This is a genomic window from Algoriphagus yeomjeoni (assembly GCF_049821175.1).
Taxonomy (GTDB): domain Bacteria; phylum Bacteroidota; class Bacteroidia; order Cytophagales; family Cyclobacteriaceae; genus Algoriphagus; species Algoriphagus yeomjeoni_A.
In genome coordinates this window covers 3,280,607-3,299,005 of sequence record NZ_CP187512.1, presented here as the reverse complement: position 1 = coordinate 3,299,005, position 18,399 = coordinate 3,280,607, and the positions used below count along the sequence as shown (strand labels likewise).

The following is an 18,399-nucleotide window of genomic DNA, read 5'->3' as shown; positions in this document are numbered from 1 at the left end:
GATTATTTACCTATTTTTGATGATATAGCATTTTACAAGTGATTTTATTAAAAATACTGTAAATATTCAGTTTTATTTTTGAATTATTTGCAATAAATAAACCGACCTTCTATATTTGAATCATACAAAGAGGGAAAAACAAACGGTTTACTCTCAAAGCACTCAGAATACATTGAAATTACACTACACTGTAGGATGTTGAAATTGGCAGACAAGCCCTCCTGTCTCGGGGGTGGAGGTCATAGGATAAAGCATTTAGCGAGCTCGTAAATTTGCCTAACTACTCCGTGGAGGTTCGAATCCTTCTCCTACAGCAGGTTATTTTGGGTTTATTGTTAATTGACTAAAACCATGAAATTTTGTTTCATGGTTTTTTTTATGTCTTGTTTCTACTGACTATGATTTTGTGATAATTATAAAAATCCCAATAAGATTTGGCTGATGTAGCTTTATACCTTCATTATTAAATCATTAATTGCTGGGCTTATATCTCCTATTTGTTTATTGATAATGTAATAGAATGCCTTATAATATACTGTTTCTATAAAAAAATAAATTATATGTTATCATAATTGTAATAAACCAATCATATTTCTAATTTTGCCCTAGCGAAATAAAAGATGGCGTGTTTGATTACTAATCAGTGGCTATACAAATATTGCTTTCAGACCTATAAAATTTTGATTAATAAAAATCAAATCGATTGGCAAAAGGCCAGTTAAGCGTAACATTCATCATTGTAGGATGTTGAAACTGGCAGACAAGCCCTCCTGTCTCGGGGGTGGAGATCCCGATAGCTATCGGGAATGGAAAAAGCGTAATTCAACCGGACTATTGCCTAACTTCTCCGTGAAGGTTCGAATCCTTCTCCTACAGCATATAAAGCAGCACCCACGTGCTGCTTTTTTCGTTTAAATTTGTCTTAAATGTCTAATTTAGACAAAAAACCAACTGAATGACAGAAGAGCAAACAGGCAAGCATTCGAAGCACCCTTTTCGAAAGAAAATATTGAGGTGGGTTATGTTTACTTTTTTGGCTGTACTTTTTCTGGAGTTCATCGTGTATTTCGGATCCAACCTAGTGCTTTCCAACTGGGCTAGGCGTGAAATCAATGAAATTGCTAAAGGTGTTTATTTGGTTGATTTTAACCGAGTTAGGTTTTCGTTGTTACGGCGTGGGATCTTCATGGATGGCATAGTAATGAAACCTATAGGAGAGCGTAAGCCAGGACAGAATCAAGCTTTATTTGATTTGACTTTAGATGAATTAGCTCTTAAAAAACTATGGTTTAGCTTTTCTGAAGGCATTTTGTATGTTGGTAAAGTGGAGTTTGACAACCCTAACATTAGTATGGACTTGCCTCCCAAAAGTCAATCCGACAGCGAGGAAGAGGTTCGAAATGATCAGAAAAAAGGATCTCCTGTAAAAGTACTTGAAGATGAGTTGAAGAAGATAATTAATAAGATCAATTTCACGGGCGTTTACATCAGCGAACTTGAAATTGATCATGCGGATTTATTCTTTTTAAATTTTCTTAGTCAAAATTCATTAAAAGCAGAGAATACCAGGCTAGTCGTAAGAGATATTAACTGGGCAACCGAGGAGGAGTGGACGACTCCCTTTAATGCCAGAGGTTTTGAATTTGACTTGGACAATGTAAACTTTCCCCTTCCGGACGGTGTGCATTTTATTCAGTCTGAAAATGTGTACATCAGCTCTCTTGATAATAGGATTCTAATAAATGGCTTTCAGCTTAGTCCGGATAGGAGCATTCAAAGTAAATCCTATTATGACGTTTATTTAAGTGAGTTAAGGGTAGGGAATGTTGATTTGAATGAGGCTTTTATGTCCTCAAATGTCATAATCGATGAAATTGTCTTAAATGATCCTCATTTTAAAGTTGAGCAAAATGTCATCAGTGAAAAGGATAGTACTGCAGGTGGAGATTTAAATGAGTTGATTCAGGGAATTCTAAAATCCTTCGAGGTTCAGGAATTATCCGTGAACAATGGAAAGTTCACTACCTATAGTCTGTCAGACACATTGAAAAATCGGATTGATATTCAAAAGCTTGATTTCAAGATGATTAATTTTTATTTGGGAGCTGATGAATCCAGAAAATCTAATCAATTTTTCTATGGGGAGGATGCTGCTATGGACATAGGAAATGCTGACTTGTACCTGTCAGATGATGTGCATGTGATCTATGGGGACAGGGTGAGTGTTTCTTCGTTTAAGGATGAGATTGTCGTAGAAAATATTCGAATAGAGCCTAGGGAAGATGCTTTGAAAAGTGGCCTTGCTAACCATATCATGCGTATTTCGCTTCCTAAACTTGCACTCACGAAAGCCAACTTGAAGGGTTTGTATAACGAGGGTGTTTTTAATATCGAGGAAATGCTTATTCAGTCTCCAAAGGTGGAAATCACTGAACTTAGGCAAGGTAAACAGAACTCTGAAAGTGTACCAGTAAAAGAGCTTCTAAAAGGATACATGAATGAGCTTGCCATCGGAACAATGGATCTGAGGGATGGGGAAGTTCAGTTTAAAAATGAAAAGGGCGTCCGAAGTGATGATATAGGTTTTGAGAAATTCAGCTTATTGCTCGAGAACGTCTTTTTACAACCCAATCTGGATCTTGACAGCGATGTCAGAAACCAATTCCTAGCTGACGAAATGGTGTTAAGTCTGGATAAGTACAGGTTAAAATTGCGGGATAATCTCCATGAGTTTTTGGCAGATAGAGTTTTGATAGATAGTAAGAATTCACGTGTAGTGGTAAATAATTTTACCCTAAGGCCAGAAAACCCAGATTCAGCACAGGCTATACTAGATACTTATGGCAAGTCTGTTATTCTGGATATTTCAGTCCCAGAATTTCGGGTGGAGGGAATAGATTTGATGTCTGCCTATATGGATGAGAAGTTGATAATCAATCAAATTTTCATTCCCTCACCAGTGGCTAGTTTCACAAAATTCAGAAAGAACAAAGTGGAGGCAAACAACACATCTACTCTTGTAGAATCTTCTGATGAAATAGAGGAATTATTGACCTCTTATTTTTCTGTAATACAGATTGACTCCATCAGTTTTAGTGATGGCCAAGTTCAATATAAAAATTTTGCAGGAAAGAAAAACTTAGCCTTGAGCGAAGATAGCCTTTCATTGAGCCTAAAAGGGTTTTACCTTGAAAAAGGTATGGCGAAAAGCCCAGGTAGAACTTTTTTTTCAGATGAGATTGATTTGAAATTAAGGAAATATGACTTCAGCGTAGCTGGAGGAAATTATGAGGTGGATACCGACGGGCTTCGATTTAATTCTCGCTCCAAAACCATAGAGATTGAAAACCTGACCCTAAGTCCAAGTAGCTCTATAAATAGTAAGATAGCGTTGTCCTTAAATCTTCCCAGTGTTTCTTTTGAAGGGGTTGATATTGAGTCTTTTTTATTCGAAAATGAGTTGCAACTAGAGAAACTTGCTGTCGATGGGAGTATGATAAATCTGGAGATTAACCGGGATTATCAGAACGAAGATACTGGAAAAGTTGCTGGTTCTGTAGGTGAAAAAACGCTTCCAAAATCTATTGAACTGGTTTCTATCGGAGCAATAGAGGCAACGAATTCTAAATTGAGTCTGAATTATAGAGTAGGGGAAAATGATTTTGAATCCATACAAACCGATTTTGATATAGGCATCAAAGGCTTGATCCTTGATTCTGCTGCAAATGCGAGGGAAGATATTGCAGGCTTGTTTGACGAGATCAGCCTCAATCTGAATGATTTTTCTTACGCCTTACCGGATAGTATTCATACCATTCGGTTTTCTAATCTCTATGTTGATAATACAGCTGATGAGACGGTTTTTTCAAATTTTGAAATTATTCCGCGCAATACTTACGGTAACCCAGGTTCACCGATTTTATCTGCCAAGATAGATGAGTTGGGGGTGAGGAATAATACCATCAGAGATATTCAATCAACAGGGATTTTTGATCTGGCTCAGCTTAGATTATTAAATCCTAAGATCGATCTGTACTTAGATACTGAACGCAAAGCCCCTAAGTCAAGAAAATCATCTGATAGCCCTAGCTCTAAAAGCGCTGGACTAATTGAGTCAGTATTGCTTCAGGATATATTAGTCAATAATGGAGATATTATTATTCACAACAAAGAGACTGGACAGATCCCAAAGATGGCATTCCATAAAGTTAATTTTGGCCTAAAGGAGTTGAACTTTGACCTGATGAATAATAATGCTGAGCTGAGTCCTCAGTTTCTGCTGGAAAAGGACTTGAGCCTTTCCCTATCGAACTATCAAGTTTATACAAATGATAGTATGAATAAATTGAGCATTGGAAAAATTAGGTACTTGGATAATACTATCGTTATAGATAGTGTTTATTTCCAGCCTGCTTTTGGGCGATATGATTTTTTGCGAAGAAAAGGATATCAGGATAATGCGATAGACGCTTTTGTCCAAGAGATCAGGCTGGAAGACATAGATTTTGATACTTATTTCATTAATAAAAATCTCAAAGCCCATGCGTTAAGAATAAATGGTCTAGAGCTGGATGTTTTTAGAGATAAGAGAATACCGCTCAAAGAAGGTGTGAGTAAACCTATGCCTCAAGAATTAATGCAAAATGCTCCATTTGATTTAGCGCTTGATTCTGTGCTTGTGAATAATGGACTGATACGCTATCAGGAGTTTGCCCCAAAAGCTATGCTCCCAGGCTCTATTCAGTTTGAGGAGGTTAATGCTTCTATAGCACCTTTTGCGATGCGAAAGAGTAGCGAGGAATTTTCACTGAAATCCAGTATGCTTTCGGTCACGAGCAAATTAATGGGAGATGGAGATGTTAAGCTAAATGCAACTATGTTTTTTGATGCGCCTTATCCTATGGATGTTGACGTAGAAATGGGTGAATTTGATCTTTCACTATTAAATACTATGCTTGCAAATAACGTATTTATAAAAGTGCTAGATGGTCAAGTGACTGGCGGGAAGTGGAATTTCAGAATGGATGATGATGTCGCCAGAGGTGAAATGAACTTTAGATATGAGGATCTAAAACTTGAGTTTTTGGATTCACTAACCTTGGAACGCGGAACGGGTAAGCTTGGAATAATGACTTTCTTAGCAAATGTTTTTACCAAAAGCAGTAACCCTCGAAAATTTTTTAATCGCCGAGTAGCTTCCCGAGTGTACTTTGAACGGGATAAGTCTAAGTTTATTTTTGGAGGTTGGTGGCGCGCAACCTTTAGTGGTTTGAAAGGCGCTATAGGTCTTGGTCAGCCAAAAAAACCGAGGAGAAGGGAAGAAGAGGAGTTTTAACTAGTCGCAGCAATCAGTTTCAGTTTTCCGTTAATGTTCCTCGCTTGGAATTAATATCCTAATCTATGTTTGAAATATCTAGGTATGAAGCATAAATATCAAACCAGGAACGGGATCTAGAAACTTCAAAATCAACCTACAAGTCAAGATGCTTGCAAAATTTGAATTGACTTGAACTAACTATCTTAGTTTCCCTCAAAACCAAAAAGCCCATATGGAAATTTTTCCATATGGGCTTTTCTGATTTATTTGCGAATAGTTTTACCTCCTGATTATTTTGAGTTGCTCACTATGCTCACCCCAAATTAGCTGTACGATATGAATTCCTGGAGCTGCTTTTTCTAAGTAGTTGTTAACCGTTGTACTAACATCTTGTATTGTTCGCACAGAATAGGAATCAAAAGCACCCGTTACATTAGCGATTCTAACCAAAATTTGCTCGTCTCTGTAGCTGCTTCTATCCAACAGATCTAGGGTCACGTAATTCCCTGGGCTGCTTGGGTTAGGATAGACTATCCAAGTGGACTGGCCTTTGAGTCCTTTTACCTGAATCGAACGAGTGACGCTATAGCTAAACGAGCCATCGGCATCGATTTGCTTCAATCGGTAGAAAATATTGCCACCCGCTGCTGGAAGTTCCGTATCCTCGAAGTTGTATTCAGTAGGGGTTTCTTTATATCCTTGTCCTTTTACTTCTCCAATTTTAGTCCAAGAAGTCAAATCTCCATTTGTAGCTCGTTCTATTTCAAAACGGTCATTTTCCCATTCCTGAGCTGTAGCCCAAGTAAGTTCTCCACTACGATTTTCTGGGTTAAATACAGCATTGAAGTAGAGGTATTCGACTTCGAGGATACGGAAATTAAAGAAAGTAATATATACTACTCCATTTCCTCCTCTTCCTCCTCCAAAGTATCCTGCGCCTCCTCCTGAACCAGTTTTATTTGTTCCAGCACCACCTATTGGATTAACTCCACTTAGATTTCCACTTCCTCCAATTCGTATTCCTCCTGCGGATCCTCCTAGGCCAATTTTATCTGTTCCATTAAAATATCTCCCGATACCCCCACCTCCAGCGCCAAAGTTCCTTGTAGAGTCGCCTAAAGATATTACCCTACCATCTCCACCTCTACCGCCTTCACCTTGACCATTTCCTGCAGCTTTTCCATTTTGGCCATCATTACCATTACCCCAAGGAATAAGACCACCGCCACCGCCACCAGCAACTGAGTTTTGCGGTGCACTATAGTCTCCGCTTCCTCCCACATTTCCTTGGTATACAGTCACATTTGTTCCTGTATAAGTAATAAGTTGTACGCTTCCCCCAACTCCAAATGTTTGGGATGGATTCGGACTTGCTCCGCCTCCACCTCCAGACGCGCCACTTCCCCCTGCATTTGTTGATTGAGAGCCACCGCCTCCACCTCCAGGAACTGATATGTTAACTGGACTTCCATTTATAGAACCTGTAAATGTGGATGCTTGACCTGGGGATCCATTGGCATTGATTCCCGATGCACCCGCACCTCCTTGACCAACAGTAATCCCATAATCAGTTCCAGCTGGTAAGCCATATGGATTGGTGACTGTGAATGTTTGGCGAATAATTGAGCCAGATCCACCACCACCGGAACCTTCACCAGATCCGCCGCCGCCGCCGCCGCTTCCAACATAGGTAGTAAATTCAGTTAGTCCTTCAGGGGCTATCCAAGTATAATTACAGGTAAACTCAAGCACTGTTGTTCCTGATTTTGAGCCATCATCTATCACCTTTATACAATCTGTAATATCAGCATCTGGACAAGAATAAGAGATAATTACGAGTCCTCCACCACCTGTCCCATCTTGACCTTGTGCTCTACTACCTCCTCCACCTGGTGAGCGGCCATTTTGACGATTTACGCCTCCTAGTCCGCCAAGAGGCCCTCCACCATTTCCTCCGTTATTTCCTGTAGAAATACTTCCATTGCTTCCAGAGTATCTTGGATCGAAAATTCCTCCAGGAGAATTATTTGTTTCTCCTCTTGTTCCTCCAGTTGCATAAACTAAGCTGTTTGTCGTCGGATTTGGTAAGCTGGAGTCCCTTGTAACATAAGAAGAACCTCCATTCGTATTTTGTGGAGTAATTCCCGCTACAAAAACACCGAGTGGCTCTCCTGGTACAACTGGAATATTTTGTCTAATGGAATACCCTCCTCCACCACCTCCAAAACTATTTCCTCCACCACCACCACCGTAAACTTCTATGGTGATGCTATAGACACCAGCGGGTACGAAAAAGGTACTATTTCCACCAAATACTGCTGAACAAACCCCAAAGTAAGTAGTTGGAGGATTTGGCAATGTGACAGTACAAACGTCTGTAGATTTTTTGATGGTTAAAATCTGTACGGTATACGTGTCTACATTACTATTAATTGGAGTAGTGGTGAATGTTCCTTTACCATTTACCACTGTCGCATCTACTGGTCCAACTGTGGTAAAAGCTCCAGATGCCTGTTTAATCTGATAGGTTATTTTATAGGTTCCATTCAGCATTTTAGTAGGATCTGCATAGAATGTTACTGTTGCAGCGCCACCAATTGAAGTCGCGGAAACCGACGATACCGCTGTAATATCATATTCTGGAGTTACGTCAATAGTACCGGTTACTGCAAGACCAGTTACACAAGTTCCAGTAGTTACTGGGATATTGTAAGTGTAAAGGCCTGTGGTTGTAGCAGTTCCTGAGAAAGTGATCGTATTTCCTGAAAAGTCTGCCTTAATCCCAGGAGGTAAACCGTTAACCCCTGCGACACCCGATTGATCAATACCTGTAACACCTGAGGTGGTTTGAGTAAATGGAGTTAGCGCAGGACTACTAATACATACACTTGGGAAAGCTATAGAAGGCGGGCCAACAGTAGCCAGAGGATTAACTAAGACGGTGTAGTTAGTAGTCGGACCAGTACATCCATTGGCAGTCGGAGTAATTGCATAGGTAACAGTCCCCTGAGTTGTTCCTGTTGTTGAAATTGTTTGAACGGGAATTGGCCCATTTCCGCTTGCTGTAAAACCAGAAACACCTGCTGTGGCACTAGCCGTCCAAGCAAAGGTAGTTCCAGAAACACCTGAAGTTGGGGTAACGAGAGTTGTACTGGCCCCTGAACAAATGGTTTGAGTTAACGGTGTATTAGTTACAGTTGGTCTAGGATTCACCAATACAGTGTAGTTGGTTGGTGTGCCAGGGCAGCTGTTCGCGGTTGGAGTAATCACATAAGTAACAGTCCCCTGCGTTGTTCCTGTTGTTGAGATAGTCTGAACTGGAATTGGCCCGTTACCGCTTGTTGTAAAACCAGAAACGCCTGCTGTGGCAGTAGCAGTCCAAGCAAATGTAGTTCCTGCAACGTTTGAAGTAGGGGTGACAAGTGTTGTACTTGCTCCAGAACAAATGGTTTGAGTTAAGGTAGTGTTAGTGACTATTGGTCTTGGATCCACCAATACAGTATAGTTAGTTGTTGGGCCAGGACATCCATTGGCAGTCGGCGTAATGACATAAGTAACTGTGCCGCGTGTTGTTCCTGTCGTTGAAATTGTCTGAACAGGAATCGGCCCGTTACCGCTTGTTGTAAAACCAGAAACACCTGGAGTGGCACTAGCAGTCCAAGCAAAGGTGGCTCCCGCAACGCCTGAAGTAAGGGTAACAAGAGTTGTACTTGCGCCCGAACAAATGGTTTGTGTTAATGGGGTATTAGTAACTGTAGGTCTTGGATCCACCGATACAGTATAATTTGTAGTTGGACCAGGGCATCCATTGGCAGTCGGCGTAATGACATAAGTAACTGTACCTCGTGTTGTTCCTGTTGTTGAAATTGTCTGAACGGGAATCGGTCCGTTTCCACTTGTTGTAAAACCAGAAACACCTGGAGTGGCACTAGCAGTCCAAGTAAAGGTAGTTCCAGCGACTCCTGAGGTAGGCGTAACTGCAGTAGTACTTCCACCTGAGCAAATGGTCTGCGTTAATGTTGAGTTTGTGACAGTAGGCTGTGGATTCACCAAAACGGTATAGTTTTTAGTTGGGCCTGGGCATCCATTAGCCGAAGGAGTAATTACATAAGTAACTGTTCCTTGAGTAGTTCCAGTAGTAGAAATAGTTTCAATTGGAATTGGTCCGGATCCGCTGGCTGAGAATCCAGATACACCTGCCGTTGCACTAGCAGTCCATGTAAAGGTAGCACCCGCTACCCCTGATGTTAATATTACTTCAGTAGTACTTCCTCCTGAACAAATGGTTTGAGATAAAATTGTATTTGATACATCTGGTATTGGATTGACTATAAAGGCTCCTGAAACACTTGAAGTGACATTTGTTCCACATGCACTGGAAACTTCAACGAAATAATAATAAGTGCCTAAATCAGCAGTTGGCGTATAAGTGTCTGAATTGGTGCCTACAGGAGCTATATTGCCGATAGATAATGAGTTTTGATCGTTTCTATACCACTGATATGTTATTGGTGCGGTACCATCGGCGACAATTGAAATTGGTGTAAATGAATCATTTTCGCAGATAATTTGTCCAGCCAGCGACTCGGAATCAATTTCAGTCAAGGCAGTTGTTACATAGGCTCCTGAAATATCTGACGGGACAGTACCACAATTGCTTGATGCAACTGCGTAATAATAATGGGTACCTTCTTCGTCAGCAAGAGGAAGATAATTTGCTGAAGTCGCTCCGCTTATTTCTGTTCCACCAGAATTTGAAGCGGATGTATTTTTATACCATTGATAAGTAACTGTTCCTTCGCCACTTGCCAAAACTGTAAGTTCAGCTCCAACATAACTACCACCAAGACACTGAGTCTGTGGAGTTGTATTTGGATTGTCATCAATCACCGTGATCGGAGGGTTAACTCTAAATTGACCAGAAGGATCAGATATGACAATGCCACAATTTCCGGTCACAATCACATAATAATATTCGATTCCTTCTACAGTAGAGGAAGGTGTAAAAGTTGAGTTAGTAGCCCCTGGTACAGCTGTACCACCGGAATTACTTTGAGTCGGATTGCTATACCACTGGTAGGATAAATTAGCACCTTCTGCGGTAACAGATAAAGGGTTGAATCCGTCTCCAAAGCATTCAACTCGGTCAGAATTATCAGGCTGTGTTGTTATGACTGTAGTTGGATCTACGGTTACCGTTACATTTTGTGTATTGGTACATCCATTTGCAGTAATGGTATAAGCATACACCACATTGACAGGATTTGCCGTAGTGTTTATTAAGGTCTCGTTCGGATTAGAAGTTTGGGCAGTGGTAACAGCCGCATTACTGATTCCAGAAACAGCTGCTCTGGTCCAGGTAAATGTGACTCCAGTAGTAGCACTAGTTGGCGTGTAGGTAAATGCAGCATTATTACAAGTTGCCAGAGATAAGGAACTGCTTAAGGTCGGCGTTGGATTTACGGTAATGGTTACATTTTGGGTATTACTACAACCATTTGCGGTAGTGGTGTAAGCATACACCACATTGACAGGATTGGCAGTAGTATTTATTAGGGTCTCATTCGGATTAGATGCCTGTGCAGTAGTAACTGCTGCATTGCTGATTCCTGCAACCGCAGCTCTTGTCCAGGTAAATGTAGCCCCAACGGTTGAACTCGTAGGTGTGTAGGTAAATGCAGAATTGCTACAAATTGCGGCCGGGGTTAATGTACTGCTTAACGTTGGAGTTGGTTTTACTGCTACGGTTACATTTTGAGTATTACTACATCCGTTTGCGGTGATGGTATATGCATATACCACATTAACAGGATTTGCAGTGGTGTTTATTAAAGTCTCGTTCGGATTAGCTGACTGAGCAGTAGTAACTGCTGCATTGCTGATGCCAGTGACAGCAGATCTAGTCCAAGTGTATGTAGCACCACTGGTTGCACTTGTTGGAGTATAGGTAAATGTAGAATTACTACAAATCGCAGCCGGGGTTAATATACTGCTTAGTGTTGGGCTTGGATTTACGACTACAGTTACATTTTGGGTATTGCTGCATCCGTTAGCGGTTATGGTATAAGTATACACCACATTGACAGGATTTGCAGTGGTGTTTATTAAAGTCTCATTCGGATTAGAAACTTGGGCAGTGGTAACAGCCGCGTTACTGATTCCAGAAACAGCCGCCCTTGTCCAGGTAAATGTAGCGCCAACGGCAGCGCTTGTGGGAGTATAAGTAAATGCCGTATTCGTACAAATCGCGGCTGGGGTTAATGTACTGCTTAGTGTTGGGCTTGGGTTTACGACTACAGCTACATTTTGGGTATTGCTACATCCGTTAGCGGTTATGGTATAAGCATACACCACATTGACAGGATTTGCCGTAGTGTTTATTAAGGTCTCGTTCGGATTAGAAGTTTGGGCAGTGGTAACAGCCGCATTACTGATTCCAGAAACAGCCGCCCTAGTCCAGGTAAATGTAGCGCCAACGGTAGCGCTAGTTGGTGTATAGGTGAATGCAGAATTACTACAAATCGCGGCCGGGGTTAATGTACTGCTTAACGTTGGAGTTGGTTTTACTGCTACGGTTACATTTTGAGTATTGCTACATCCATTTGCAGTGATGGTATAAGCATACACCACATTCACAGGATTTGCAGTAGTATTTATTAAGGTTTCATTCGGATTAGAAGCTTGGGCAGAAGTAACAGCCGCATTGCTGATGCCAGTGACAGCAGCTCTAGTCCAAGTGTATGTAGCACCACTGGTTGCACTTGTTGGAGTATAGGTAAATGTAGAATTACTACAAATCGCAGCCGGGGTTAACGTACTGAATAATGATGGAGTTGGTCTTACCAAAACTGTTACATTCTGAGTATTGCTACATCCATTAGCGGTGATTGTATAAGCATAAACCACATTCACCGGATTGGCAGTTGTGTTTATTAAGGTCTCATTCGGATTAGAAGCTTGGGCAGTGGTAACTGCCGCATTACTGATTCCAGTGACAGCAGCTCTAGTCCAGGTAAATGTAGCGCCAACGGTTGCACTTGTTGGAGTATAGGTAAATGCCGTATTCGTACAAATCGCGGCCGGGGTTAATGTACTGCTTAATGTTGGTGTCGGATTTACGGTTACGGTTACATTTTGAGTATTGCTACATCCATTTGCGGTGATGGTATAGGCATAAACCACATTGACAGGATTTGTAGTAGTGTTTATTAAGGTCTCGTTTGGATTAGAAGCTTGGGCAGTAGAAACAGCCGCATTACTGATTCCAGAAACAGCCGCTCGTGTCCAGGTAAATGTGGCACTACCTGTAGAACTAGTAGGCGTGTAGGTAAATGCAGAATTGCTACAAATTGCGGCCGGGGTTAATGTACTGCTTAAAGTTGTAGCTGGGTTAACGGTTACAATTACATTTTGAGTATTACTACATCCGTTTGCGGTAATGGTGTAAGCATACACCACATTGACAGGATTGGCCGTAGTGTTTACTAAGGTCTCATTCGGACTACTTGACTGAGCAGTGGTAACTGCTGCATTGCTGATTCCAGTGACAGCAGCTCTAGTCCAAGTGTATGTAGCACCACTGGTTGCACTTGTTGGAGTATAGGTAAATGTAGAATTACTACAAATCGCAGCTGGGGTTAATGTACTGCTTAATGTTGGTGTTTGATTAAGTGTAATTGTGCCTGTCCTAGTTAATGTGACACCATAATTAGTGGTAACATTTATTGTATATGATGATATAGAAGCCGTTGGGGTTCCGGAAATTGTAACAATCCCGGTTCCACTATTGTATGTATGTGAGACGCCCGAAGCAGGAAGTGCTGGTATAGCAACTGTAGATCCAATAGGCACACTGTAAGTTATTGGTGTTAATGAATTTCCAGAACAAACTGTTTGAGCATCAGTATTGGTGGCGGAAGTAAGTGCTATATAAGAAATTATAATCCGTCCAGCTCCACCGTTTCCTCCAGAAGCTCCATCGCCTCCTTCACCCCCTCCACCTCCACCAGGTTGAATACCGTTACCTCCAGAAGCTCCTGCTGCGCCACCGGGGCCACCTGAACCTGCGCCGTTAATACCAATTCCTTCACCTCCCCCAGCATTTCCATCTGCACCTACTCCTGATGAACTTCCTGCCGCTCCACCTCCTGAGCCCGGGCTATTATTTCCATTACCTGGAGTTTCAGAATTGCCACCATTACTGTAGACATAAGGACCACCAGTCACTGGAGAACCTCCGCCTCCTCCTAACGTGCCTCTTCCTCCAGCTCCACCATTTGCGATTAAATAAGTAAGACTAGTGCCAGAACCAAAACTTGAAGGCATTCCGGTTCCTGCTGTATGAGGAACAGGTGAACCTGCGGTTTGACCTATACCTCCAGTACCGATAGTGTATGGGATAGTTGCTCCTGGGGTTACTGGGTAGGGATTTGCTAAAATAAAAGCTCCTCCTCCTCCTCCAATAGCTCCTAATGGTGATCCATTCGGTCTCGTTGCGTTATTAAAACCTCCACCTCCACCAGCTCCCCAAACGGATACACTAATATTAGTTACTCCAGCTGGAACTGTGAAGTTTCCTGAGCCTGAATTATAAGTCACTGTTTGTGCTCCTGAAAAATTAGAAGATACTGCAATCCACACCAATCCTGATAGAAAGATGAACTTGGAAAGGAAGTTAGGTAAAAAGTGCTTCAGAAGCATTTAAATTTAATTTGTAAAAACTATTTCATTACTAGTAAAATGCATTTCAAATTTAATAGGATTTAATTTAAAACCAATGGGTTAGGGTTTAACCAGTTGAAAATAATTGACTTCTCAAGTTGGATATTCATTTGAAATATATAACTATATACTGTTTGCCGGCTAGGAATGGATTAGGACTGAGGCAAAAAAAAACCAACTCATTTCTGAGTCGGTTCAATAATTGATTTTATGTAGATATTGTTATTTGAATTTCCCTTCTGTGTCTTTAAACTTTCCTATTATTTGAGCTCCACTGTTTACGGTTACGGTACCATATACCGTAATGGAACTGTCTTCTCCTATGAATTCAAGCGTAGATCCACTTTGTAATTTTAAATCACCATAAATTACGGTGTTACCTTGAAGTTTAAGTGTAGCAAAGCTAGCCAAATTTAAACTTGTGTTCTTTTTGTATTGACCAAAAACGAAGGTGCCGTTTACAGTCATTATTGCATCACTATTGATGTTGAGATTTTGCTCGATTGCCAAGGATCCGCAGAATAACAATGAACCTCCAATATTTACAGCCTTTAATACGCTGGAGCCCGAATAGGAAGCTGACTCAAACATATTGATGTTCAAGTAGGCAGTACCGTTATAGTTGGGCAATCCTGCGCAGCTCGGATCATTAGACCCCTCACTCTTATTGATTTTCAAAATCTGAAGGCCACCATGGCCAGAAGCAATGAATACAAACTCTTCTTCATTTCGTAAGAAGTTTGAGGATCCTTCCAGTTCTAAAACCCCCAAACTTTTGATACCTCCTAAATCAGCTACGTCTGATACAGAAATTCCTGCAGCACCATTTGCCATAAACAGTAAGTTTTTATCTACCGAAACAGCATTTGTAACAATTTCACTTGTAGCTACATCATCAGGATTGTTTGGAATAGGCAGTTTTTGGATCAGGCCTCCGTCAGTCATTTTGTATATACCGGCTCCGTTAGCTCCTTCGGCCACATATAAATTTCCATTGTCTATGTCCAAAGTTCTTTTGGCACCAGCCACATCAGCTGGCAAAGGAATATTAATTACTTCAGATAAGTTGTTTGGATCCAAAATATGCACACCTGAAGTACCGCTGAGTACTGCTAGTTTATCACTTCCGAAAGCCACCGCTCTTAGGTCTCCCATTTGAGTACTGGACTTAGATTTTTGGGATGCGTCAAAAAGGCCGATTACCCCATCATTTCCACTAGTGACAGCTGTATTTGAATTGGTATTTGCAACATCTGTGGCGACATAGCTAGGCAGAGAAGTGTATACAAAGTCTGAAATAAATTTCCCGCCAGCCACTGATACTGTGATCAAATTCGCTGGTGAAGTCACATCTGAGTTTACATCAATATTTACTGCAGCAGCAAGATAAAGTTTACCGTTTTTGTATTCTAAAGAGCTGATATCCGAATCCGTGAAAATAGCCTGCTCTGTGATAACCGGGCTATACACATTGGTGATGTCAAAGATATCAACTGCTCCCAGATAGGTGTCTCCTTCTGTATTGTAAGAGACATAGGCATAGTCACCATCAATATCTACGTGCGTTGCTTTAAGTGTTTTTCCATCATAGACAGGTGCTTCTACCTGAGATACCATAATTAGAGGCAGATTAGATGCGACTTCTAGCAGTCTTCCAGTAGGAAGGTCTGGGTCAATTAATGCCATCACTCCAGTATTATCTCTTTTTACACGGGTCGTAAGAGATTGGCTGTCAGTGTCTATCGTGACGTGTTTTGCGATAGTTGGAACTTCGTCAATAGGGGACAAACTGTCATTACAGGAATAAAACGCTATGACAGTAACCAAGCCGATTAAATGATATTTTTTCATATTGTTTTAGATAGGGGTAAGACCTTATTTCATCTACTTAAAATTGTGTTTTGTATATAGTATTTAGAATTATGTTTTGTAAAATTATTTTTTACAGTTAATTATATTGGGTATTCAATAATTACAGAACAAAAATGAAACAAAATTTCATAAATAAAAGAGACCATAAAAAATATATTTAATTTCTAATTAATTAGTTATTGTTTGGCGTTATTGGCTCAGTTTAATTCATTATAGGTATTATTCAATGCGTAATAAATGATTAGGGCTTGACCTAGCTAACTCGGATTTTCAGTGTTTTTCACAGATACATTTTCTTGTTAGACAGATACAGTTTTATATCTCTTATAGAATAATATTCCTTTAAATAGTTATGATGTTACAGTAATGCCTAGCTCACTACGCATCAATAAATTGAATTTGGGTCTTGAAAAAATGATATGGTTTTTTTACAAAAAAAAATAGCCAGACCCCTAAGAGTCTGGCTATTTAATGTGGGTAGTAATGATTTACCCGTTCATGCTGATCAAAAACTCAGCATTGTCTCTAGTTCCTTTCATTCGTTGAAGTAGGAATTCCATAGATTCTTGAGAGTTCATGTCGCTCATTAACTTACGAAGGATCCATACACGCTGCATTTCTTCTTTGTCCATGAGTAGGTCCTCACGACGGGTACCTGAGTTAAGCACGTCGATGGCAGGATATATTCGTCTATTAGAAAGCTTACGATCCAATGCAAGTTCCATGTTGCCGGTTCCTTTGAATTCTTCAAAAATCACCTCATCCATTTTGGAGCCTGTTTCAACAAGAGCTGTAGCGATGATAGTTAATGAACCACCATTTTCTACGTTACGAGCTGCACCAAAGAAACGCTTTGGCTTATGAAGAGCATTGGCATCCACACCACCGGAAAGTATCTTTCCTGAGCTAGGTACCACGGTATTGTGAGCTCGTGCAAGTCTCGTAATGGAATCCAGCAGGATTACCACATCATGGCCAACTTCCACCATTCGCTTAGCTTTTTCCAACACGATATTTGACACCTTCACATGTCTGTCAGCAGTTTCGTCAAATGTGGAGGAAATTACCTCTGCATTTACCGAACGAGCCATATCAGTCACTTCTTCAGGACGCTCATCGATCAGCAAGATCATCAAGTGCACTTCAGGGTGATTTCTGGTAATAGCATTTGCGATTTGCTGCAGCAAGACCGTTTTACCGGTTTTTGGCTGAGCTACGATCATGCCTCTTTGACCTTTACCTATAGGAGCAAAAAGATCTACTACTCTAGTGGAGAACTTATCTCCTGTGGTAGATAGATTTAATCTTTCCTCTGGGAAAAGAGGAGTAAGGTATTCGAAAGGAACTCGATCTCTAATTTCGTCTGTGGTTTTGCCGTTTACTGTGGCAATCTTCAAGAGAGCAAAATATTTTTCTCCTTCTTTTGGAGGTCGAATAGATCCTTTAATATGGTCTCCGGTTTTCAAACCGAAAAGTTTCACCTGGCTAGGAGATACATAGATATCATCTGGGGATGCCAGGTAGTTGTAGTCCAGCGAACGAAGAAAGCCATATCCTTCTTGCATCATTTCCAGCACACCTTCATTTTCGATTACGCCGTCAAAATCACGTGGATTTACTCCTGGGCGTCTTCTGTTTGAATGAGGTGTTGTTTCGGCAGCAGGTGCCATTACTTCATCTGGAGACTTGAAATTTCTTCTTTTAGGAAGTTCTACTTCTTGTTCTGGCCTAGTGTGAACAGGCTTACTTGAAGTTTTCTCTTCTTTGCTTTCAGAGGTAGATTCTACTTCATCAACAGCTTTTCTTCTCGGTCTGAACGTCTTTGGCTCATCATTGCTTGACTCAGCTTGTGGCTGTGGTTTTCTTTCTGGACGCTCTTGTTGTCCTTCTTTTTTAGCTTTCCAGTCTGGTCTTGGCTCTTTGGCTCTAGGTTCAGGTGTTTTTTTAGGCTCTTCAGCCGGAGTTTCTTCTGTTTTAGGAATTGCCGTTACATTTTGTCTTTTGAACTTAGGCTTGTATTCCGATTCTTCCACTGGCTTTGCGGCAGCTGCAGGCTTTGGAGTCTCTGCGGGTGATGCTGGCGCTTTTGCTGCTTCTGGGGTTTCAGCAGCAGAAGGTTTCTTTTTAGGCAAGGATTGCTCTGGGGTGATGGCTTGCTGATCGAGGATAGCATAGACGAGTTCGTCTTTCTTTAGAGTTTTACGGTTTTTGACACCTAGCTCCTCAGCGATTTCCTTCAGTTCAGATAATAACCTGACTCTGAGTTCTTCTATGTTGTACATAAAGAGGGGATGAAATAAATAAAATGTAGTAAATGCGGTATTTGAGATCGTGGATGATTTTCTGAGCAAAAAAGATCTGCAGGAAATACTCAAGTCAAAGTGGGCTGACTTGCTCATTCACGGTGATGTCACAATATTAAGGTATGAGTTTGGATAATACAAATTATTGTTTTGGAATTGTGTGATTTGGGAAGCATGGAATTTTTT

General features: G+C 40.9%; 4 protein-coding genes. 1 reads left to right on the top strand and 3 read right to left on the bottom strand.

The genetic code is table 11. From position 1 onward, the window contains the following. The first annotated feature begins 955 nt into the window (after positions 1 to 955). Entirely contained in the window at positions 956 to 5,335 is a 4,380-nt protein-coding gene (locus ACPUEN_RS13365; protein WP_425636401.1) for a hypothetical protein, read from the top strand. A gap of 261 nt (positions 5,336 to 5,596) precedes the next feature. On the opposite strand, the gene ACPUEN_RS13360 is transcribed toward ACPUEN_RS13365, so the two are convergent. The 3 genes from ACPUEN_RS13360 to rho all read right to left on the bottom strand — a co-directional run bounded on the left by ACPUEN_RS13360 (position 5,597) and on the right by rho (position 18,192). Beyond that, positions 5,597 to 14,017: a beta strand repeat-containing protein gene (locus ACPUEN_RS13360; protein ID WP_425636400.1), complete on the bottom strand. Its 8,421-nt coding sequence runs from the start codon at positions 14,015 to 14,017 to the stop codon at positions 5,597 to 5,599. A 243-nt stretch (positions 14,018 to 14,260) separates the two neighbouring features. Then, positions 14,261 to 15,889, bottom strand: a complete 1,629-nt coding sequence (locus ACPUEN_RS13355; protein WP_425636399.1) for a hypothetical protein — start codon at positions 15,887 to 15,889, stop codon at positions 14,261 to 14,263. 509 nt (positions 15,890 to 16,398) lie between these two features. Continuing rightward, complete coding sequence (rho, locus tag ACPUEN_RS13350) at positions 16,399 to 18,192, bottom strand: transcription termination factor Rho (protein WP_425640198.1); 1,794 nt, start codon at positions 18,190 to 18,192, stop codon at positions 16,399 to 16,401. Positions 18,193 to 18,399: the final 207 nt, after the last annotated feature.